22 protein-coding genes and 1 pseudogene are annotated in these 22,214 nt (G+C 41.6%); 12 read left to right on the top strand and 11 right to left on the bottom strand.

Translation table 11 applies throughout. The features are described from left to right. Window positions 1-113: 113 nt before the first annotated feature. The 9 genes and pseudogenes from D1814_RS10940 to D1814_RS10900 form a co-directional block, all read right to left on the bottom strand. The gene (locus D1814_RS10940) at window positions 114-869 is read right to left on the bottom strand and encodes a TIGR04219 family outer membrane beta-barrel protein (protein ID WP_118492175.1); all 756 of its coding nucleotides are present in this window, start codon (window positions 867-869) and stop codon (window positions 114-116) included. Window positions 870-872: 3 nt separating this feature from the next. Beyond that, window positions 873-1,865, bottom strand: coding sequence for a DUF2333 family protein (locus D1814_RS10935; protein ID WP_118492173.1), 993 nt, complete (start codon window positions 1,863-1,865; stop codon window positions 873-875). Window positions 1,866-2,021: 156 nt separating this feature from the next. Then, window positions 2,022-2,384 carry a hypothetical protein gene (locus D1814_RS10930; protein ID WP_118492171.1) on the bottom strand — a complete coding sequence of 121 codons (363 nt, stop codon included), beginning with the start codon at window positions 2,382-2,384 and terminating at the stop codon, window positions 2,022-2,024. After that, window positions 2,384-2,584: a PspC domain-containing protein gene (locus D1814_RS10925; RefSeq protein WP_025254029.1), complete on the bottom strand. Its 201-nt coding sequence runs from the start codon at window positions 2,582-2,584 to the stop codon at window positions 2,384-2,386. Before D1814_RS10925 ends, D1814_RS10930 begins: the two co-directional genes overlap by 1 nt. Window positions 2,585-2,646: 62 nt before the next feature. Further along, the gene (gene pspA, locus D1814_RS10920; RefSeq protein WP_118492169.1) at window positions 2,647-3,315 is read right to left on the bottom strand and encodes a phage shock protein PspA; all 669 of its coding nucleotides are present in this window, start codon (window positions 3,313-3,315) and stop codon (window positions 2,647-2,649) included. A gap of 342 nt (window positions 3,316-3,657) precedes the next feature. Continuing rightward, window positions 3,658-3,942: a hypothetical protein gene (locus D1814_RS10915; RefSeq protein ID WP_118492167.1), complete on the bottom strand. Its 285-nt coding sequence runs from the start codon at window positions 3,940-3,942 to the stop codon at window positions 3,658-3,660. Window positions 3,943-4,134: 192 nt separating this feature from the next. Then, a pseudogene (dusA, locus tag D1814_RS10910) lies at window positions 4,135-5,110 on the bottom strand (tRNA dihydrouridine(20/20a) synthase DusA). Between the two features lie 168 nt (window positions 5,111-5,278). Beyond that, on the bottom strand, window positions 5,279-5,656 hold the full coding sequence (locus D1814_RS10905; RefSeq protein WP_232368861.1) for a hypothetical protein: 378 nt from the start codon (window positions 5,654-5,656) through the stop codon (window positions 5,279-5,281). A 53-nt stretch (window positions 5,657-5,709) separates the two neighbouring features. Continuing rightward, window positions 5,710-7,284, bottom strand: a complete 1,575-nt coding sequence (locus tag D1814_RS10900) for an FAD/NAD(P)-binding protein (RefSeq protein ID WP_162889831.1) — start codon at window positions 7,282-7,284, stop codon at window positions 5,710-5,712. 452 nt (window positions 7,285-7,736) lie between these two features. Between D1814_RS10900 and D1814_RS10895 the strand changes: the two genes are divergently transcribed. From D1814_RS10895 to D1814_RS10855, 9 genes are all read left to right on the top strand, one after another. Beyond that, window positions 7,737-8,303: a hypothetical protein gene (locus D1814_RS10895; RefSeq protein WP_118492162.1), complete on the top strand. Its 567-nt coding sequence runs from the start codon at window positions 7,737-7,739 to the stop codon at window positions 8,301-8,303. Then, window positions 8,300-9,325 carry a glycosyltransferase gene (locus D1814_RS10890; protein WP_118492160.1) on the top strand — a complete coding sequence of 342 codons (1,026 nt, stop codon included), beginning with the start codon at window positions 8,300-8,302 and terminating at the stop codon, window positions 9,323-9,325. Before D1814_RS10895 ends, D1814_RS10890 begins: the two co-directional genes overlap by 4 nt. Beyond that, on the top strand, window positions 9,322-10,362 hold the full coding sequence (locus D1814_RS10885) for a glycosyltransferase (RefSeq protein ID WP_118492158.1): 1,041 nt from the start codon (window positions 9,322-9,324) through the stop codon (window positions 10,360-10,362). Before D1814_RS10890 ends, D1814_RS10885 begins: the two co-directional genes overlap by 4 nt. Further along, window positions 10,343-11,386 (top strand): glycosyltransferase, encoded by a 1,044-nt coding sequence (locus tag D1814_RS10880; protein ID WP_118492156.1) that lies wholly within the window; start codon window positions 10,343-10,345, stop codon window positions 11,384-11,386. Before D1814_RS10885 ends, D1814_RS10880 begins: the two co-directional genes overlap by 20 nt. After that, entirely contained in the window at window positions 11,383-12,219 is an 837-nt protein-coding gene (locus tag D1814_RS10875; RefSeq protein ID WP_118492154.1) for a glycosyltransferase family 2 protein, read from the top strand. The genes D1814_RS10880 and D1814_RS10875 overlap by 4 nt, the downstream gene beginning before the upstream one ends. 302 nt (window positions 12,220-12,521) lie before the next feature. Next, window positions 12,522-13,073: a hypothetical protein gene (locus D1814_RS10870; protein WP_118492152.1), complete on the top strand. Its 552-nt coding sequence runs from the start codon at window positions 12,522-12,524 to the stop codon at window positions 13,071-13,073. 3 nt (window positions 13,074-13,076) lie between these two features. Beyond that, window positions 13,077-14,840, top strand: coding sequence for an OmpA family protein (locus tag D1814_RS10865; protein ID WP_118492150.1), 1,764 nt, complete (start codon window positions 13,077-13,079; stop codon window positions 14,838-14,840). Between the two features lie 15 nt (window positions 14,841-14,855). Further along, window positions 14,856-15,341: a Rab family GTPase gene (locus D1814_RS10860; protein WP_118492148.1), complete on the top strand. Its 486-nt coding sequence runs from the start codon at window positions 14,856-14,858 to the stop codon at window positions 15,339-15,341. A gap of 9 nt (window positions 15,342-15,350) precedes the next feature. Beyond that, window positions 15,351-17,471: a putative bifunctional diguanylate cyclase/phosphodiesterase gene (locus D1814_RS10855; protein WP_118492145.1), complete on the top strand. Its 2,121-nt coding sequence runs from the start codon at window positions 15,351-15,353 to the stop codon at window positions 17,469-17,471. 84 nt (window positions 17,472-17,555) lie between these two features. On the opposite strand, the gene fghA is transcribed toward D1814_RS10855, so the two are convergent. Then, window positions 17,556-18,398, bottom strand: a complete 843-nt coding sequence (fghA, locus tag D1814_RS10850; RefSeq protein ID WP_118492143.1) for an S-formylglutathione hydrolase — start codon at window positions 18,396-18,398, stop codon at window positions 17,556-17,558. A 113-nt stretch (window positions 18,399-18,511) separates the two neighbouring features. Here fghA and D1814_RS10845 point away from each other — a divergent pair, with 113 nt between their 5' ends. Genes D1814_RS10845 through D1814_RS10835 form a run of 3 tightly spaced genes read left to right on the top strand, consistent with a single transcriptional unit; the run spans window position 18,512 to window position 21,678 of the window. Further along, window positions 18,512-19,426: an acyltransferase gene (locus D1814_RS10845; protein ID WP_118492141.1), complete on the top strand. Its 915-nt coding sequence runs from the start codon at window positions 18,512-18,514 to the stop codon at window positions 19,424-19,426. Next, window positions 19,423-20,316 (top strand): acyltransferase, encoded by an 894-nt coding sequence (locus D1814_RS10840; RefSeq protein ID WP_118492139.1) that lies wholly within the window; start codon window positions 19,423-19,425, stop codon window positions 20,314-20,316. The genes D1814_RS10845 and D1814_RS10840 overlap by 4 nt, the downstream gene beginning before the upstream one ends. Window positions 20,317-20,319: 3 nt before the next feature. Next, entirely contained in the window at window positions 20,320-21,678 is a 1,359-nt protein-coding gene (locus D1814_RS10835; RefSeq protein WP_118492137.1) for a mechanosensitive ion channel family protein, read from the top strand. Window positions 21,679-21,791: 113 nt separating this feature from the next. On the opposite strand, the gene D1814_RS10830 is transcribed toward D1814_RS10835, so the two are convergent. Next, window positions 21,792-21,983 carry a hypothetical protein gene (locus tag D1814_RS10830; RefSeq protein WP_014950735.1) on the bottom strand — a complete coding sequence of 64 codons (192 nt, stop codon included), beginning with the start codon at window positions 21,981-21,983 and terminating at the stop codon, window positions 21,792-21,794. Window positions 21,984-22,214: the final 231 nt, after the last annotated feature.

Raw genomic sequence — 22,214 nt, 5'->3', positions numbered from 1 at the left:
AAGTGCTAATGACTGTGCGAATAGGTAATAACGCGCGTAAACATTATCCTCCGAAAATAAAAAAGGCGTGAACCGCACAAGCAGACACGCCTTTAAAAACAATTAGTTAACGCTTAGAAATGGAGCTCTAAACCTGCGAATACACCGTCAAATTCCATGTCAGCGTAAACATCATCAAGGTCTTCAATATCAACGGTTACGTTTCTGTAACCAACTTGAAGGGTCATATCGACTGCTAAACTTTCAATAAACGAATATTGAACCGCAGCTTGATAATCACTTAGCTCGTGATCGTCAAACGATAAATAACTACCTTCAAAATATGCAGATAGCCCAGTGAACGGCAGCCCTAGCTGAACTTTAGAATAAGCCATGGGTACAATGCCAGAAAATTCAGCTGAGCCACTGGTGTCACTTGCAGTATCGACAACAAACAATGCGCCGTCTATGTACTTAGCATTTACACCAAGGTCAAAGCTAACCAAGTCGTTATCAAATAATTCGTAGTACAAAATGAAATCAGTTGCATCAAGCTCGATATCGGTATTGACCACAGTACTTTCAGTAAACAACTGGTCATCAAAAGTAAAGCTCGTATCAAGCGTGGTAGTGCCCGAATTATCTAACGTGGTGTGATTCACCTTAACATTCGGTAAGAATGGCACTGGATGTTCAAAGGCAATATATAGCGCCGTATTAGTTTCATCGTCAAAGTTGAAATCAGCAGTGTTGTTGCTATCTGCAAAACCGCCTTGCGTATCGGTTTGCCAAACTTGAGCTCCAACGTAAACGCCTGCGATGGTGTCTGCTTGAGATGAAACTGAAAATAATGCGCATCCCAATGCGGCAGCTATAAGACCTTTTTTCATTAATTATCCTTGATTAAGAAGTTCTGATATTTCAATTAAAGCAGCGTTTGCACGAGAAATATAGTTAGCCATAACTAAAGAGTGATTAGCTAACATACCAAAGCCGCTGCCATTTAAAATCATCGGACTGTAAACAGACTGTTGTGTTGCTTCCAGTTCGCGAATGATTTGCTGAAGACTAACTAATGCATTCTTATCTTCAAGCACATCATTGAACTCTATTTCTACAGCTTTAAGAAAGTGTAGAAGAGCCCATGTAGCGCCACGCGCTTCATAAAAATTATCATCCAACTTCCACCAGCTTGTCTGAACAACACGCTGGTTACTGTTAGGCGTAGATTGTTTTGCGTTAGCATCACCAGCTAAATCTGTGTTAATTCTAGCAGATCCTACGCTGGCGCTTAATCTTTGTGAATAGCTACCCAACCGTTTTTCAACCTGTTTCAACCATTCTCGCAAGTTATCTGCACGAGTATAGAACTGACTATCCGAATTGCGCGTGTTCGCCAGCTCGTCTCGATACTTTTTAAGAAGTTCGATACCTTCAGCATAGCTAGATTCAGACGAAGGTAATGCCCAGCTTTTATGGTCCATATTGAATTTAGGGTGGGCTTTTGTCAGGTATGGATTTTCAATTGACTGGGATTGAGAACGGCTGAAATCCTTGCGCATAGAAAGCGCAAGATCTCGCACCATCTCTAATGCTCCAAACTCCCAAGCTGGCATATTATCTAAAAAGACACCGGGTGGGATGACATCATTTGAAAGATAGCCACCAGGCTTATCTAGCAAAGTTTCTGACACATCAATCATGGTGGTAGTTAATGTGTAACCCGCTATATTGGTAGGGTTCTCAACGGGTGAGTTTTGTTCCAAGCGCTTTCTAATATCAAAGGTATCTGGGGATAAACTCCAATACCAACCGATTAACCAGAAAAGTAAAAAGATCACCACAGCGACAATCGCTATTCGTTTTGAGTTAATAGATTGTCTCATATAAACACCAACCTTCCTTTTAAATGACAAATAGCCGACAGTGGTCAGCTATTTGAAACAACTAATATTATGTGAAAAATGCGAAACCTTTATGACGGTTATCGACATAACACCACCATTTACTACGTTAACACAATATAAAATTATTTATGTTAATTATAAAGTATGATGCATGTTTGTATCATTTTGCTGCTTATAAGCAGCAGAGTTACGATTTTTCAGCACATATAGTGCGATACCGATTAGTATAATTGGCCAGAAAGCACTAACGCCCAAAACAAGTAGCGCTAGGAAACCAGCGCCAAGCGCTAAAAGAATTGTTCCCATAACACTAATTGCGACAACAAAGCCAACAACCGCAAGGGCAACTCCAATTAGCGAAAGCACAGCCACGTTTTCCCAGGGGCTAAGTAGTTCGTCAGACATGACAAGATGCATACCTAACCAGCTATCTACAAGGCTACCTAAACAATTAACCAGTACGATGGCGATAACCAGTGCAATTAGAAAGTTTTTCATTACACTAATCTCGGTAGTAGGATAACGGCGGCCACGTAAGCCACTAGCGTGATAGGGGTTGCGATAAATAAACCCGCTACCGCTGCCGCTCTCACCCATACTGCATCGATATCAAAATAACGTGCAACACCTGCACACACACCTGAAATAATGCCAGAATCAAGGTCTCTATAAATTCGCTTCTGTGATGGTACTTTCATCATCTTCTCCAAAAATGTTTCTTTCGATATCTACAATATAAGTTGGCGACTCTTAAGGTCGGCTACGCGACCTTTTTCTTCTTAAGCTCTGCCAGTTCCTTTTCAATTGCTTCGTCTGCTTCCATTGCATCGAACTCAGCTTGTAGTGATGTCGCTTCACTCGACTTCGTTAAGTCATATGCATCCACTTGCGCTTCAAGATGATCTATGCGCTGTTCGTAACTTTCAAAACGCATCATTGCATCGTCAATTTTTCCTTCGTGGTCAGCTTGCTTCACCTTCAAGCGTGTTTGCGCTGAATTTTTGCGTTGAACTAAAGTTTTTTGCTTAGCTTTGGCTTCTGCCAATTTACTGTTCAGCCTTGCAGTATCGCCTTGTATTTTCTCGATGCTTTCTGCCAGTTGCGCTTCTTGCTCTTTAAGAGAGTCAAGTTTCGAAACATACTTCTGCTTCTCTATCAGCGCCGCTTTTGCCAAAGACTCTTTGTCGTTGTTCATTGCGATCTGTGCTTTATGCTGCCAACTATCAACTTGTTTGTTTGCTGCTTCCATATGACGCGCTAGCGTTTTTTGCTGAGCAATAAAGCGCGCCGCGTCGGTGCGAACTTCAACCAGGGTTTCTTCCATTTCTTGAATAATCAAACGAATGATTTTTTCTGGATCTTCAGCTTTATCTAACATCGCGTTGATGTTTGCTTGAACAATATCGTTAATGCGTGAAAACATACCCATGATTCTTTCTCCGTTAAAAGTAGTGTTGTGGCTTCCAGCATTTATTCTCTTGTACACACTGCTAGTTGCCGCTGACTGAGTTCTCCTCAACACTCTTAGTATTACAATGACCATGCCATTTGTTCATGCCATTGATAAATAGGGTTTTATTTAATATTGAGCTCAAAGTATGTTTTTTGCTTTGAGAGTAAATGCGATAAATTAGTGTATTTAACCAACCCTATTGTTAAATTCGCCACTTCCAATTTACTGGCATTTTGCTTCTCCCCCACTCGTTTGCGTAATTATTAAAAGCGCACAAAAAAAGCGCCCATAGGCGCTTTTATCAATGCTGATTTAATGTTAATCAGCGTCTTTATTTGTATCTTGGTTGTCCGCTTCTGTTACGGCTAAGTCGGTAACACTTACTTTACCACTTTGACGTACCTCTTGTGGGCTCAATTCAAAATGGTAGGTAGCATTGGCTACTGCTTGGTACACATCAGACTTTATTTCTTGTGTAGTTGTAGTTACTGCATTTGAAACGACATTCGTCAAAAAGGTTTGAAGCACTGACTCTTCTGCATTTGCTACACCGCTTGCCATGCTTGCTGTCAGTAAAGTTGCTGCGATTAGTGAAGTTTTCATGTTATCCCTCTAAATTTAGTCAGTGCAACAACACGTTGTCGTTGCGATACTTAGAGGATTGCGAGAGGTGTGCCAACTTCTTAAAAAGAACTTAAGTGATTGATTTATATTAATTTATAGAAAAGCTCGCTAAAATGCGAGCCTTGGTAACAATTGAACAAATATTAAACTTTGGTCAAAAGCACTAAGTTGTTAGCCTTTTTGGCTATTGTACTCGGCCACTTCTTTTTGCGCGCTCTCTACGGCATCTAAAGCATTTAGAAGTAAATTAGGATCTGGATTCTTACCTGTACCGTTTTGGCTTAAGTATCTTCGCCAAATGCGTCCACCCGCTTGCCCTTGATAAAGGCCCAGAATGTGGCGAGCTGCATGCCAAGGTTTGAAATACGGGTCATCTTGGCGCTCAATATACCGCTGCATTTGAAGTACTATTTCACGACGTGACAGACTCTGTGCATCGGCATCACCAAATATATCTGTATCGACGGTAGACATAATATAAGGGTTTGCGTAAACCTCGCGGCCCTACCATAACACCGTCAACGCTCTCTAGCTGTTGCTGGGTTTCAGCAAGTGTTTTAATACCACCGTTAATGCTAATTGATAATTCAGGGCGCGCCTGTTTTAGTCTGTGAACCCTCGGGTAATTTAAAGGCGGAATTTCTCGATTTTCTTTTGGGCTTAAACCTTGTAGCCACGCTTTTCTTGCGTGAACAATAAAGGTGTCACAGCCAGCGTCTGCCACTATATCGATAAAACGAGCAAAGTCTTCATCTTCGTCCATGTCGTCAATACCAATACGGCATTTTACAGTTACGGGAATATCTACTGCAGCTTGCATAGCCTTAACGCAACTAGCTACCACTTCAGGTTGCGCCATCAAACAGGCACCGAAGCTGCCGTTTTTAACTCTATCACTGGGGCAACCTACGTTTATGTTGACTTCATCGTAGCCACGCTCTTGCGATAATTCAGCACACTTAGCCATGTCGGCGGGATCGCTACCACCTAGCTGAACAGCAATTGGATGTTCTTCTTGGTTATAACCAAGGTAATCGCCTTTTCCGTAAATAATCGCGCCTGTAGTGACCATCTCAGTGTAAAGCAGCGTGTGCTTAGACATTAATCGTAAAAAGTAGCGACAATGTCTGTCTGTCCAATCCAGCATTGGAGCGACAGAAAATCTTCGGTTAAAGGGGGTGATTAGCACTGCGTTACCTTTTCTTATCTGTAAAACGTGGTCAAAAATGCGCCATAAAATTGGGCGATGCGCATTCTACCTAGCTATGTGCCAAAACAAAAGCAGGCAAGATTATAAACATGACCTTCACCTGACTTATTTATCACGAAGCTCAGAATTAGAGAAAATATTGTAGTAATAAGTTGCCGACCAGGTCAGCATCATAAAACCAACAAGAGAGATTGAATCAATAATAATTGCCAACTCACTGTGCGGTGTGTGGGTCAAACTACCTAAAGTGGTAAAACTACTGGCCGCAATATGAACGTAATCATCTATGGATAAACTTACATCGCCTTGAAATCCATTTACTCCCCATACTTCATAGGCGAAATACACCATCAAGCTATACCAGGCAATTTCGACAAGGTGAATGAGAAAAAGGCACCCTACTACCGATATACTCATCATGAAATGAGAAGAAAAGCGCTTTGAAAAACGAGTAATGGTTCTTAAGCCCCAGTAGTGAAACATTATTATTTCTATGGCACTGAAAAGCATAAAGAGAACGCACGCAAAGAGTAACATTATTCGCCTACCGCTTCTTCGTAAACATCATCTTGGGCGAACTGCTGGGCAATTTGCTTTCCAAAGTTAGCACAAGTTTCCAGACCCGGGATATTGATGTACCAAGGTGTTGCAAAAGCGCTTCCTACATAAATATGAGTAGGCTTGCCGTTTAGTATTAACTCGTGATTTTCAGCAACTGACCATTTGTCGACATCTGTGAGCGATTTTTTTTTGTTATCTGCTCCACTAAAAACTAATAAACCTTTAAGTTTTGCTAGCTTATCTTCACATTCGATTACACCTTTAGCGTCAATTCTTATCGCGTCTGAATTACCATTGTCCGCTGCCGTTTCGCCTTCAGCCTTTTCGAAATTGAGCACGCCGTTGTCATATAATGCGATAATCCGATTTGCACTTTCTAACGGAATCGAGGCAAAACTCGCCGAGAGCTGCGACTTTATATCTTGATGATGAGCAAGAAAATCATTAAGTAACAAGGGGGATTGCTGAATGTGATTTATACCCGCTGCTATAACAGCAGGCCAGTCTGATTGGCGACTCTCATCGGCTAAAGAAAGTAGTTCTGCTTTAAGCTTTAAAATAGGATGAACTTGCCCTGTTCGCTGGTTTAGAAATGTCAGACATTCAGCAAAAGACATCTCTTTTATCTGTTGATAAATTTTCGGCATGCTTTGTTTAAAAAGAGGCAATAACTTGTGACGATAGAAGCTTTCAACATTACTAACATCAATTGCACAGTTAGCATCTAATCTTTTTATGTAATCGGCGACAACATCGCTGTTATACCAAACTTTCGGAAACACACCTGTACGTGAGCGCATTAGTATTTTAAAGTTGTGGTTACTCTGATATTCAAGACCACTCTCGGTATGATTGAACTGCCCTTTAGCCCTAGCAATAGATAAAGCGGCATCAATGGCCGTTAATGACATACCATCAATTATAAATTCACCTTTATCTTCCCGAGTATATTGCCTTGGAGGATAAGCCCAAAGTGCATCATCGAGTTTATCTTTCGAACATAGATCACTGCCCATATTCACCACCACACGGTGGAACCCTGAGTACCTTCCTTTGTCTGTTTCAACGGTAAATTGTTGATTCTCTATAATAACGGATTTAACCCCTGTGCGAATTTGCACAGCGACGTCTGAACCAGCTTCCTTTAGACACTGAACTACTCGTTTAAAACAAAAACTTAGATACTCTCCTAATACTCCTCTTGGAATAACCTGGTTTCTTGAACTGTTAGAATCGTCAGCGTCCGAAATAAAAGCGTTTAGTGTTGATGAAACCTTATCTTTATCATATACATCACGAATCCAGGTGGAAAACGAGATGTTAAGCTTAGGGATCTCACTTTCTTTTAAGTTAGATAGTAAATTAGGGTTAGCATTTTCATTTCTAAATGGCGTCCCCTTTCCTGGCTCAGCATGTTTTTCAAATATCACTATCGACTTCGGAAAAACATTTTTTTCTAGCAATGTGCAAAGAAAATAAAGAGTAGTAGGACCCGCGCCAATTACCGCTATTTTTCTTTGCATTAAATCTTTGTGAAAATGATTTTCCATGACAATCATCCTTTATCCCTTTGTTATTTTTATCTACTCTCAAGTAAATCAGATCATCAACTTAATATTTATAGCTTCTGTAATTATTCCTTGCCTGCTGAAACATTTTCATCCCATAGTTTCCGCATATAGCCATACTCGCAGTTAACCCCGCTTATTTAAAGGCTTATCTCCAACTTATGTAGTAGGCACACCTATTGCTTTAGTCATCCACACTAACGCTATCTATTGCAGCTTTTTACCTTCAAGGTGTAGTTAAAGCATTGACCGTATTTACTACCTTATATGAGAAGGATATTCGCATGGTATTTTTGAGTTCATCGAAAATTAGTTCTGAGTTAACAAAGTCTGAAAAGCTATTGAAGAAGCTGCCTTACTGGAAAATTTCAGAACGTTTGAAATTAGAGTTAAAACTACGTCATTTAAAAGACCAACTTCATAAGTAGGTTGATATGGGACATCAATTAAGCGCTATTTTTGTTACTTATGAAATGATTGAATCTGCCTTACAGAATATTGAAAGGCTGCTTTTATCTGTGCCCACTGCAAATATTATTCTTGTTGATAACTCGCCCCAAGAATATAAAGATAAGGATATATATAAAAATACTTTGGAGCGTATTCCTTCGAAGGTTACTTACTTAGAAAACGATAAGAACTCAAGGTTCACGGCTTATAACTTAGCACTCACAACTGTTTCCAGCGGACGAGTAGTCTTTAGAACTGATGACGATGTTTTCAACGAATCAGTAACCGCAAAAGTAGCGACCGCTTCTTGGCGTGGGTTTGCAGTTACGCCCCACAAATTTGATGGTCAGCTTCAAGTAAAACGGGATCACCAACGTCCTTTAGAGACCTGCGTATTTGACCATACCTTTCTTAAAGAATTATTGCCGTTCGAAGACACAGCCAGCGCCGACTGGAAACTTTTAAAACGCGCATACGACAAACAACGCCCCGAAACATTTGCCGAAGTCATACTCCATAAAATTGGTCATGGCAGAGAAATGAGCGCATGAAAATAGCCATCATCGCACATCCACGCTTTCCCATTAAATCGCCTTTTCCAGGGGGACTTGAAGCATTTATTGCATCTTTAATTCCGCATTATTGTTCGCATGCAGATGTCACCGTTTATGCGCACCCGGGCTCTCAAATACAAGGCACTGCTGAACTTGTAACATTTCCGTTCGATACCAAAGCACACAAGCAATATCCCGAACTAATAGAGAATGATTTCTTGCTTAAGGTTATGAACGATATACTGCTTAAAGGGTTTGACGCTGTTCACAACAATGCTATCAGCCCCATTCCAACTGTTTGGGCATGCAAATACGATATCCCGATGCTTACTACCTTGCATACGCCACCTTATAGCCGGCTCAAAGCATCAGCCGAACTCTCTTCTCTATCTCCTTTTGTTCATTACAATGCCGTTTCCTATAGCGTTGCAGAAGCGTGGCAACCCTACATCAACGACACGATAGACGTCATTTACAATGGCATTGAGCTATCACAATGGGAAGGTAAGAAACAAACAAAGGACCAGCTATTTAGTTTTGGCAGAATTGTTCCTTCTAAAGGTTTCGACCTCGCGATTAAGGCAGCCAACCTTGTAGACATAGAACTCAATATTGCCGGCCCTATCTATGATCAAAAGTATTTCGAGGAAAAGATATCGCCATTCTTAGGCAAAGGAGTGAACTACCTAGGTCATTTGGATCATATGGAGTTACAAAGCCAGTTAAAAAAATCACGGGCGGCGATTTTTGGCGTACGCTGGGACGAACCCTTTGGCCTTTCTACTGTAGAGGCCATGGCAACGGGTACGCCCGTAGCCGCTTTTAACCGAGGGGCATTTCCCGAAGTCGTATCTAAAGAAGGTGGTGTTTTAGCGCGAGGTAACAATGTTGAAAGCCTTGCCGAAGCTATCGGTGCTTCTTTAGATAAACACAGTCAAGATGTCGTCCATCGCGCCCAACGGTTTCCACTCGATACCATGTGTTCCGCTTATTTAGATAAATTGGGGCAGGTCTCATGAAAATTTTAATGGTTACAAGCCCCATAGTATCGCTAAGAGAGCCCTTTAAAGGAGGGACAGAGTCATTTGTCGTAAGCCTGGCAAACGGTATGGCTAATGAGGGACATCAGGTAGATGTTCTATGTAAAGATGCCGACGAAGACAACAGGTTTAATACGCTTCAGCTTCAAGAGTCGGCTTTTCGTATGACTGATGCCATTACTAGCGAAACAGAAGGCCAGAAGCTATATCAGGCTGCTCAATTTGGGCTTTTTAATGCTGATGATTACGACGTCATTCATTTCCATAGCTACTATCACGCCATGTTTGAATTTGCTTACTTTCATCAAAGACGCAACGTTGTAACGCTTCACAGCCCCCTTTCCGACCGACTAGCGCTTACGCATAAATTAAATAGTATGCGAAGTGACGACATTTATGTCGCGGTATCACAACGCTTAGCTAATGAATGGCGTTCAGCTATAGCTACGCCGCTAGAAGTTGTACAAAATGGTATTGACCTCTCACGACTGCCTCCTGCAGCGTCAAATAAAAAGAGTGATTTAGTATGGGTAGGCAGGCTGTGTAAAGAGAAGAATCCCGTAGCCGCCATTCGCGCGGCGAAGCAGCTTAATCTTTCGTTGATACTTTACGGTCCAATTAGCGATGAAACACACTTCAACAACGATATCGCACCATTATTGGATGCCAATATAAAATACGGAGGGCATCTACCACAGCAAGTACTCTATGAAAGGATCTCTGAAGCTCGCGCCCTCTTTATTACTTCGCTTTGGAAGGAACCCTTTGGCTTAGTAACACTGGAGTCACTAGCGATGGGTACGCCAGTTATTGGAACAACCCAAGCGATACCCAGTGAGCTTCGTGTGCCTCCTTTGACCCAAACCATAGATTTTGAGGACGTAGAATCACTACTAAGTGCCTATCGGGAAGCAGCCAGTATATCGCCAAGTCAGTGCCAAAAAGCAGCCCGAAAATTTGATATCTCCAATACTGTTAAGGCATACGAGCGCATTTATGAACAAGCCAAAACTTAAAGTCCTTTTATACATACACCATCATGGCAAAGGTCATTTATCACGGGCGCAGCTGCTGATCCCTATTATTGAAAAGTTTGCTCACGTTACATTAATTATCGCGCAAGATGACTTTTTACCGGCAGTGAGGTGTGCGTTACCAGAACGGAAAATTGTTATTTTGCCGTCGAAATGGTCTTCGTCCGGTCCAGGTAAAAAGCGCACTTTCGATACTGCATTTGAAGGCGTTCCTTTGTCTGCGCAATCTACCCTACGCGCCAGTTTCTTTGTAAATCATCTGCAAAAAGAGGCTTATGATGGTTTTATAAGCGATGTTTCGGCCGAACTGACTATTTACGCTCGCGGTGCAGGTATACCCGTTTTAATGCAGCGACACTCGGGAGATATATCTATCGACCCCACCCAAGTTTTTGCATACCAGTGTGCGAATGCTTTATACGCTCCCTACCCTCGGCAGCTAGAGGCTGATGATTATGCTTTTTTCAACAAAACACGCTTTTTAGGGAGTCTTACCAATAGTAAAAATAACTCTGCGCACCAGCACAACGGCATAAGTATTGTTCACAGCGACCATGAAGTTATTAACGCAATATGCGAGGCTATATTGCCAATGGGGCTGCCCATAACAGTAATTGGAAGTGAACGTCATCATCTTCATCATTTAGACAATATTACTTACCATCAACATGTGAGCGATATTACTTGCACTGCGAACACCGAAACAATTTTTTGCAGCGGGGGAAATAATACCCTTTGTGAACTGCTCGCAGCCGGTAAGAAGCTTATTGTTATTCCAGAGACACGTCCCTATGAAGAACAAACCGCTAAGGCGATAAAATTATCTGAAATTAATGCAGCTGTTCACTTGCCAAAAGCTGAGCTGGCTCACGAAGAAAATATCATCAAGGCGCTAAAAGCCTCGGACGATACAAAGACTGACATTATTAACAATATGTCTGATACAGGCTCTTCATCTCAGTGGGAACAAAGCTTTGAAGATTTAATAAGGGAGCATTTTTTATGAGTTTTTCTGTGGTTACACTCGTAAAGGGTAGAAAAAAACAACTCGAAAACATGCTTGAAAGTATTAAACAGAGCACAATAGTCCCGAGTGAGATCGTAATAGTTTGGATGGAAAAGGAAACACAGAACGCCCGCGTTGAAGACGAAGAACTAAACATCAAACAGCTTTACTTAGAAAAGGGTGAACTTCCCTTAGCTAAGGCTCGAAATTTGGGATTTGAAAGTACGTCATATGAACATGTGGTATTCCTGGATGTTGACTGTATATGTAGTCCTACTCTTCTTGAGGGATTACTAACCGGTCTCAGGGACAAAACGATTACCTCTGCATATGCAAGATACCTCCCTTACATTCCTTTGTCTGGCTTGTACCCCCAAATTGAACAAGACGCTCTTTCTCATCCTAAGCGGGCAAAGCTAGAAGCAAATACGCCCTTGCCTCACAAGAAGTTTTGGTCACTTGTATTCGCACTGCGTAAAGATGATTTTTACGCCATTGGTGGCTTTGACGAAAAATTTACAGGTTATGGAGGTGAAGATACCGACTTTGCAGAGCGATTTAATAAACAGAACTTCGCTTTTATTCTTATAAATGACGAGGTGTTACATCAATATCACTTTAAATATACACCCCCGCTCAATTATTTAGAAGCCATTGTCGAGAACGCTAATCTTTTTTATCAAAAACATGGATACTTTCCGATGTATTCATGGTTAAAGGAGTTTTGCAAAAGAAATTATGTGACTTTCGATGAAACCCAGCATGTGTTTAACGTTTTGCGATTGCCGCATCAGTTAGATATAGAGTTAGCACTTTCTACGAAACCTTATTAGTTAACACCCTTAGCATCTCATCAATTGTAAAAGTCTACGTCACCGGCTTAACCCGCTTCATTAAATGGTACGTTACGTACCATTTAATAAAGCCTACTAATAACAACCTGCTGAAAAAGTTGCGTTTTTTACGTTGGCTTTTATCTGGGTATTTACCACTATTATGCTTTTAGCGTATTTCAAAGTTAGCGATTAGCGGCTATTGTATAAAGTAATAACCGTAATTATTAGCACAAGTAAAAATGTGATCGCAGATTACTCGCAATTAAAAGCATAAGTACTGCACCTTCCGGAGACATTTTATGGCGGACAAGAAGCCGAAGGATCAGCAAGCGCAAAGCGTTAACGAAGCGCAGAACGCTCCTCAACCAGCAGACGAACTTGCTCAACTTAGAGAAATATTATTTGGGCAAACAAACCGTGCTTTCCGCGCAGATCTTTCTGCCCTTGAGTCACGAGTCAATGATAGCTTTGCTAAATTAAACACACATCTTGATAATCAGTTCAACGATATACGTAAACTTATTGATGATCAGATCACGGAGCTCTCCAATCAGTTAGCCAGTGCTAATGACAACAACAGTAACGTACAAGAGCAGCTTCAACACACAACTGACAAACTTCAAAGCGAGTTAGAAATTGCTGAAACATCAGCGAAAAGCGACAACGACGCCTTAGAAGCTCATGTAGTGAAAGAATTGGAGTCGCTCGACAACTTGTTTAGCAAGCGTCATCAAGAGTTGTTAGAAAAGCTTCAGCAGGTAACCAGCGAGCTTTCAGAGAGTAAAACCGACAGAAAAACACTGGCAAATTTACTTTCAACTATGGCAACCAACCTCGCTACCGATCATTAATTAATGAGCGACAAAGTGCCGCCTTCTGAATTGCCGGACAACTCTCTTGAAAAAGTCAGAGAGCTACTTATTGGACGAGATGACAAATTCGTTCAACAGAAGCTTGATCGCGACGCAAAGGGTTTTGTGAGTAATGTTGTTTCTGAAGCGCTGTTTGAAAGGGAAACAAGGGATGGCTCGGTTAACAAAGTTCTTGTTCCTCTTGTCGAAAAGTCTCTGCACCGCTCTATCGAAGCCAATAGCGAAAAGATTGTCGGCACGCTTTATCCGTTAGTCGGTACATTAGTCAGAAAAGCCGTTTCTTCATTTCTTGTTGAGTTTGTCGAACGAACCAATGCGTTAATCGAGAATAGCTTCAGCCCCAAAAGTATTTCTTGGCGCTTTAAAGCATGGCAAGCTGGTGTTAAGTACTCTGAATATGTCGCTTCGCAAATTTACCAGTATCAAGTTCAACAGCTACTCGTTATTCATCGTGAAACTGGCACGTTACTTCACAGTATCTCTTCAGATCCAGATAAAGAAAAGGATGCGGATCTCATTTCGTCTATGCTTGTCGCTATCAATGATTTTGTTGCAGATGCGTTTGGCGTCACCGCGACCGAGTCTGAAAACGAGCTAGGCGAGATAAAAACAGAAGATTTTACCCTGCTGATTAAAATTGGCCCTCAAGCATTACTGGTTGCAGCGGTCACAGGAAGTATTCCTCCAGAGGTTCGGGGAAAGCTTCAGCAGGCTTTAGAAGATTTTCATCAATTTTATCAACAGCCTTTAGTTAATTATGAAGGCGATAATGCCCCTTTTGACGGTTGCGAAACTATCCTTGCGGATTGTTTGGTCAGTGAAAGAAAAGAGGGCGAAGGTAAAAAGTCGAAACGTTTGATAGGCGCAGCAGTGCTTTTAGTCATATTCGCTGCATTAGCGGTACTATCCTTTATGCGACTATCGCTGAGCATTTTAAAAAGCGAGCTACACGAACTTACGCCTCCTCCTGGTGTCATTGTCACCGATACTTATATATCCAATGGCAATGTACATACAAAAATACTGCGCGATCCCGTTTCCACCAGCATAGAACAATGGTTTAGCGATAATGGAATCGATGCAGAAAAGGTCACGGTAATTGAAGAGCCCTTTGTCTCTTTAAAACCAAGTGTGGTAGAGCGTAAACTTGAAACACTCGTTAACCAATACCCACTTAACGAACTTGAAAACATAACTATAAAAAAAGAGGAAAAACGCAGATTTCTGATTTCAGGAGCTGTGTTTAACACAACGGCGATAGACCTTACTCAGCAAATAAATGCAATCCCAGGTATATCGTCGATTTATGTAGACACTACTGCCCTTAACATAAAACCGGCTTATAACGTTGATGATGCTGCGCTTCGAAAAGCAACGTTAAACCGTCTCGTTAATAAAGTTTCTTCACAAAATGTACTTTTTGCTACTAACCAAGAAGCGCTTTCTGAAGTACAGTTAGCAAAATTAGAAGCCCTGGCAAACGACATAAAACAATTATTTATACTTGCAGATGAGACGAATACTGTGGTGAGTATTGTTGTGATGGGTGCCAGTGACAATACAGGCTCAAGCGAACGCAACCGCGCATTGAGTCAAAAACGAGCAGAGAATGTTGTGAATTCATTAATTTCACTTGGTGTAGAAAGTGATATTCTTATACCCGTAAGCTTAGGAGAGCTGCCATTGCAGAAGGCATCAATGGGGCGTTCAGTTATGTTAAATGTTTTAATTTCCAGTGAGCAATAGTAAGGAAGCTTTGCGGTGATACAGAAAAAAGTTTGTATTCTAGGGCCCACTGGTGTTGGCAAAACAAGCCTGGTAAAGCAGTTTGTCGAAGGTATTTTTTCCGAAAAGTACAAGACAACTATTGGCGTAAAAATTGACAAAAAACAAGTCAATAAAGAAGGAAGAGGTGTCCAGCTTCTACTCTGGGATTTAGAGGGTATCGATAGATACTGTGGCTTTAATCCCCGCTACCTTCGCGGTGCCAGTGCTTATATTATTGTGGTTGATCAAACTCGCTCCCAATCTTTACTTGAGGGTATAGAAATTCTCGAGCTTGCCCAAGAGCACTACCCCGACATTCCCGCTTTTTTCGTAGTGAATAAAACTGACCTCCCCACTAGCTGGCATTGGAGTGAGGAAGAGCTGAATAATTACGCACAGAGATTTTCTTCACTTACTAAAACAAGTGCGAAAACCGGTGAAAATGTAGAAAACTTATTCAGTACAATTGCGTTTTGGTAGGAGAGTGCCATGGATATCCATTTATTAAATGCTCTAGGTATAACTAACTGCGCGTTGTTTAAATGTAACTCTGAAGACGATATCACGTGTTTAACACCACAAATTCCATGGTTATCGAATGTTGTCACGCTTGATGAAAACAATAAACTGCAAAAGAAACATATTCCATCTATCTTTTTAGATGATTTCTTTTTCGATGCCGATGAGGTATGGAAAGGAGAAACCTCATTTACCCTATCTTCCGGTTTTTGGACCGAACAAAACGAAAACCAGCTTTTGCGTCTTGAAGCCTTAGCGATAAATAGCGGTTCTGGCTCCCGCTACCTTGTAGTTAAGAACGTTGAAGATCAATTTGATGAAAAACAACAGACGCTTCAAGCAGCCCGTGAGCTACTATTAAGCCACCATGAAATTGTAGGGCAGCACGAATACATTAGGCATAGACTGAACAATGTGCTGCGCAAAAACACTCGACTACAAAAGCTTGTGCCGCCAATACAGCAAGCTATCCATAATTTAGAAACGGGTGTTGTTATTTTAGATAATGAAGGTGCATTAATTTTAGACAACAAAGCGTCACATCGGCTTTTGCTGTGTAATAGCACTACACCAAGCTCTATACGTGTCATGGAGCTAATTAAAGATCTCGACGCGCCGTCTACTTTTCTACCCGCATTAGTGCAACGTAAGGCACCGTGGCAAGGGGAAATATACTGGCAACCAGTAGACGATTATAAGGTTTGGCTTCAGGTCACTATCCACCCTGTATTGCATGGCGATGAACTCACGCATTGGGTTTATTTGTTTACTGACATCACGCACATACATAATAAAGAAGAAAGTGTGCTTACTGCCAGCGGCATGGATTCATTAACAAAAGTAGCCAATCGTAATTTGTTCACGGATACGGTAAGAAGGTTAGTACAGGAAGACATCCCTTTTAAGCTGTTTATTATTGATATCTGCGACTTCAAAAAGATTAATGAGGCGCTGAGCTACCAATCTGGCGATGAAATTTTAAAATCATTCGCTTTGCGACTACAGGCCTTTGTTGGTAACAGCGGGTTTATCGCAAGGATTGGCAGTAACGAATTCGCACTCGTAAAACGAATAGATACATTTAAAGATGTAAGTAGTTCCGAGTACGTCAAACAGCTTGTGAGCAAACTAACCAAGACATACACCGTGCTTAACGGCAGCGAGCCCAATTTAGGTATTAATATTGGTGAAGCGAGTTTTCCCGAAGATTGCTCTTCAGCAGAAACATTACTCCAATGTGCAGATATCGCACTTCAAGCCGCTAAATATCAGGGCAGAAATATCTCGCTAGTTTACAGTGACGAGTTGCATAGCCAGCATATTGCTATTTCCGAACTAGAATCAGAGCTACGGCGAGCGATTGCAAACAATGAGCTAAAGCTATTCCTACAGCCTATTGTTGACCTCTCAACTGGGAAAATTGTTAAGTGCGAAGCGTTAACCCGATGGATAACATCAGAAGGTAAGTTTATTTCGCCGGAAGTTTTTATACCATTAGCAGAGAAAAGTGAGCTCATTTTCCCCTTTGGCGAATGGCTTATTAATGAAGCATGTGGCGCCATTGAGGCACTAAAGGCATCTAACCTAGATATCAGGTTAGCTATCAACATATCCGGCCGACAGGTATCAGATTTAGCGCTGCTAAACCAAATCAAGAACGCGCTGGAAGACCACCAGCTTTTCGGTTCTAACCTGTCGATTGAACTTACAGAGAGCGTATTCATTGAAAGCTTAGAGACAGTATCCATATTACTCAATGAACTTAGAGCTATGGGTATCACTGTATCAATTGATGATTTTGGTACGGGTTTTAGCTCGCTAGTGTATTTGAAAAAGTTGCCTATTGATGAACTTAAGATTGACCGCTCTTTCGTAAGTGAACTCGAGAAGAACACAGACGACCAAGCTATCGTTCAGGCTATTCTAGGGCTTGCGAATAATCTAAATATCAAAATTATTGCTGAAGGCATTGAAACGCCTCAACAGCAGCAGTTTTTACAGAATCACCAATGCGCATACGGCCAAGGGTATTTATATCAGCGACCCGTTGCAATTGATGAATTCATCTCACTTGCAAGAAAGCTTAAGTAATTTACAGCCTTTCATGAAAAATGATACAAAAAGCCGGAACATGTTCCGGCTTTTTAATGCACTTCTTACCTTAAGAGAACACGCTTAAATTAAGCCCATATGCCCTGCATGGAACTCTAAATGTTCTTCGATAAACGATGCAATAAAGAAATAACTATGATCGTAACCTTCATGCATATTAAGTGTAAGTTGAGTATCGGATTGTTGAGCAGCATGAACCAGAGACTGAGGCTTCAACTGTTCGTGCAAGAACTCGTCTTTTGTACCCTGTTCAACCAACAAAGGCACACTATGAGTTTTGCTTGCTAACAGCAAAGATGCGTCGTAGTCCTTCCACGCTGTCTTGTCATCACCTAGATATCCGCCTAGTGCTTTTTCTCCCCATGGGCAATCTGATGGATTCGAGATAGGGCTAAATGCCGATACCGATACAAATTTATTGGGGTTACGCATGCCGATAACAAGCGCCCCGTGCCCGCCCATAGAATGTCCGCTAATCGCCCGCTCTTTAGTTACAGGAAATTCGCTTTCGATAAGCGCTGGCAATTCATCAACGATGTAGCTGTACATGTTGTAGTGTTGGTCCCACGGCGCTTGCGTTGCGTCTACATAGAATCCCGCTCCTAGACCGAAGTCATAAGCCCCTTCTTTATCATCGGGGACACCTTCACCACGTGGCGAAGTATCAGGTGTAACAATGGCCATACCCAATTCTGCTGCAAGCTTCATCGCCCCCGCTTTCTGCATAAAGTTTTGATCGGTACAGGTTAACCCCGATAGCCAATATAATACCGGCACCGGTTTGTCTTTCGAGGCGAATGGGGGAAGGAAAATTGCGAAAGTCATGTCGCATTGTGTGGTTTCAGCTTTGTGGGTATAGCGCAAATGCTGCCCCCCGAATGCTTTATTTTCGCCAATAAGCTCCATTTCAGCTCCTTAAATTCATAAAATTGCACCTTTATTGTGGAATCAGTAAAGGCTCTATCGGATTTTAGATCAAGTTCGTTTACACTAAGCGCCTAATTTTTGAGGTAAGTACAATGGTAAAAGCCCTGTTGCATCATATTGTTGGCACTATTTCGGTCATCTGCTATTTCTTGAATACAGTTCTGTGGTCAACCCCTATATTCATACTCGCGATTTTTAAATTGATACCCATAGCCCCTTGGCGACGCTTCATCTCTTATTTACTCGATGCCTGCGCCACTGCATGGATTGGCGTAAATAACCTTAATCAGCGCATCAGTGGGCGTACCAAGTGGCAAGTAAACGGGCTGGAAAAGCTCACTCGACATGATTGGTATCTCGTTGTTGCTAACCATCAATCTTGGGTCGATATTCTAGTTCTTCAACGTGTATTTAATCGAAAGATTCCTTTTTTGAAGTTTTTCCTCAAGAAAGAACTGATCTATGTGCCAATACTTGGACTTGCTTGGTGGGCGCTCGACTTCCCATTTATGCAGCGGTATACAAAGTCGTTCTTGGCTAAAAATCCACACCTTAAGGGAAAGGACATGGAAACTACACGTAAAGCGTGTGAAAAGTTTCGTAACAAGCCGGTAAGCATCATGAACTTTGTAGAAGGCACCCGCTTTACACAGGGAAAACACGATAGACAGAACTCGCCTTTTCAGCATCTTCTTAAGCCCAAAGCAGGCGGGATTGCCTTTGTTTTATCGGCCATGGGCGACCAGCTACATAAATTGATAGATGTGACAATAGACTACCCTAACGGTGTTCCTTCTTTTTGGGACTTCGTGAGTGGAAAAGTGCGCGACATCCGCGTAAATATAAAGGTTATGCCTATTAAAGACATTATGGAAAATGGCGTATTTAGCGATAGTTACTTTGACGATCCGCAAGTTCGCGCCCGTTTTCAAACATGGCTTAATGAACAATGGCACACCAAAGATCAACTTTTAGATTCACTTAACGCAACTCAGAAACCATTATGATCCGTGTAGTACTTGCGCCTTTTATTTTTGTTTTGCACACCACGCTGCAAATTCTCAACCTCGCGCTATGGGGCGGACTAATTATTCTACTTGGCTTGGTAAAACTGCTGTTACCAAATGGAAGAATTAGAACTGCCTGGAACAAGGTTATGCATGCCCTAATGTTTAGCTTTGGGCGTATTAGTGTGTTGTTGATAAGGCTATTCAATAAGGTTGATATTGAGTGTTCGGTTCACGGTGAGCTTTCAAAAAACAGTTGGTATCTAATTATCGCTAATCATCTGAGTTATTTAGATATTATACTGCTTATTGAATTTGCTACACACCGCATTCCCGCGCCCAAGTTCTTTCTTAAAAAAGAACTCATCTGGTTACCCTTTGTGGGATTAGGCGCTTGGGCGCTAGATATGCCTTTCATGCATAGATACACCCGCGCATATTTAGAAAAAAATCCGGACAAGAAAGGCAAGGACTTAGAAACCACTAAAGCGTATTGTGAAAAGTTTAGAACGGTTCCTACTACCGTTATCAACTTTGTGGAAGGAACGCGTTTTACAACCCAAAAGCACTTGTCTAAGCAAAGCCCTTACGTAAACCTGCTACCACCAAAAGCTGGAGGGGTTTCTTTCACGCTTTCAGCTATGGGCGAGCTATTCACTAACGTGCTAGATATCTCGTTACTTTACCCAGAAAATAAACGTCATCCCATGATGGCAATGCTAAGCGGTCAGATGACAAAAATTGTTATCGACGTAAACGTTACTCCTGTACCAGAGCTACAACAAGAATCAGAACGCACTGAGTCTGAGTTTCGTCTTTATTTCCAAAACTGGTTAAATGGTCTGTGGGAAAATAAAGACAACCGTATAAAGAAACTGTTGGAGTCGTAAATAATGGAAGTCAGTGCTTCAGTACGCGATCATTTCATTCATTTGGTTAAAGACGTTTTTCCTAATTTAACCACTGAAGATCCGCTTTATAATTTGCTTGCTCTAGGCTCTATACTATTTATAGCAGTCCTGATCTATGTGGTTGCACGGCTACTAGTGCGCCCTCAAATTGCCAACTGGGTATATAAGTCGAATAATAAGTGGGATAACGCACTACAAGAACACGGCTTCTTTAGACGCTTAATGCATCTCTTTCCGGCGCTCTTTATTTACGTTACCACCCCCGTTCTCATTGACGAAGAAGCTGTCATACACGGAATGATGATAAAGAGTGCTCAACTGTATATGTTGTATAGTGGGCTATTAGCTTTGTATGCCATGCTAAGTACGGTAGAAGATGTCTACAATGCGTCAGCCTTATCGCGACGCGCCCCTATTACAGGCTTCATTCAGGTAACGAAACTTGCCTTCGCTATTATTACTATACTACTTAGTATTTCGTTAATTGTAGATAGAAGCCCGCTGCTTATCGTGTCTGGCTTAACAGCCATTGCAGCTGTGCTGCTATTAATATTCAGAGACACCATTTTAGGCTTTGTCGCCGGTATTCAAATTGCCGCCAACCGCATGTTTAATACAGGCGACTGGATTGCCATGCCTAAGTATGAAGTAGATGGGGAAATACTTGAGATAGGTCTGACCAACGTTAAAGTCCAAAACTGGGATAAGACTATTTCAACGTTGCCGACCTATAGCCTTACCACTGAAGCGGTTAAAAATTGGCGGGGCATGCAGGAGTCTGGTGGGCGTAGGATTAAGCGCGCAATATATATCGATGTGCACTCTATCAAGCTTTGCGACAACGACATGCTAGAACGCTTCTCGAAAATTCGCTATATCAACGATTATATCGACAAAAAGAAAAATGAACTTCGCGCCTATCATCGCGATTATTCCATTGATGAATCAGACCTGTTAAACAACCGCCGCCTTACCAACATCGGTACCTTTAGAGCCTATTTAGAAGCTTACTTACGTAAACACCCAAACATTAATCAAGAACTGACCCTAATGGTTAGACAGTTACCGCCTAATGAACTTGGATTACCTTTAGAGGTTTACTGCTTTAGTGTTCAAAAAGAGTGGGTTAAATACGAGAAAGTGCAGGCTGATATTTTTGACCATGTTATGGCTATGCTAGACCTGTTCGATTTACGCGCTTATCAGCGTGATGGGCATTTATCCTTGCTTGCACATCGGGAACATAGTGCGTTTAACAACATTGACGAACACAATGTCCGACAGAAGTCTGCTGAACACCGTATTGATGACAAAAGAGATAGTGCGCCTGAAGAAGGTTAGAGCAAAAGCGAGTTCAATCGCCAAAGCAACCGCCAGTGAAACTGATATCAGTATTTTTTTAAAGGCGAAAAAAAACCGGCTGTAATAGCCGGTTTTTTCATAATGCTTAACGCTTAAGCCAGTGCGTAGGCCATCAGCAAGCAAAGTACTAAACCAGTAACGCCAAAAAAACCGTACTCGATTTTTTCCTGCATACCTTCAGCACCTGCTTTAGCAGTCATAAAGCCCATAACGATGCTGCTTAGCCCTAGCGTAAAGGCAATTAGCGCAACACCAAACATAATTGCATTAATCCAATCAGCCATTGTGATAACCCCTTAAAAATATTGGCGGTATTATGCACCAATAAATAAGATTTAACCATGCTTGGATTGGCTTAAATCTATCGCTATTGGTATTAATTGATCTTAGTCAAAACTACTAATTAGTTAGCAATTTCACTAAATAGTGAATCGAAAATCGACCTGAAGAACTGGATGAATAAGCTAACCAACTGAAAAATATAAACTTTAAATTTTGGCAAGACCATTGCTCTA

Source organism: Alteromonas sp. BL110 (genome assembly GCF_003443615.1).
Classification (GTDB): Bacteria; Pseudomonadota; Gammaproteobacteria; order Enterobacterales; family Alteromonadaceae; genus Alteromonas.
The sequence above is the reverse complement of the archived record's forward strand: the minus strand, read 5'-3'. Positions and strand labels throughout refer to the sequence as shown.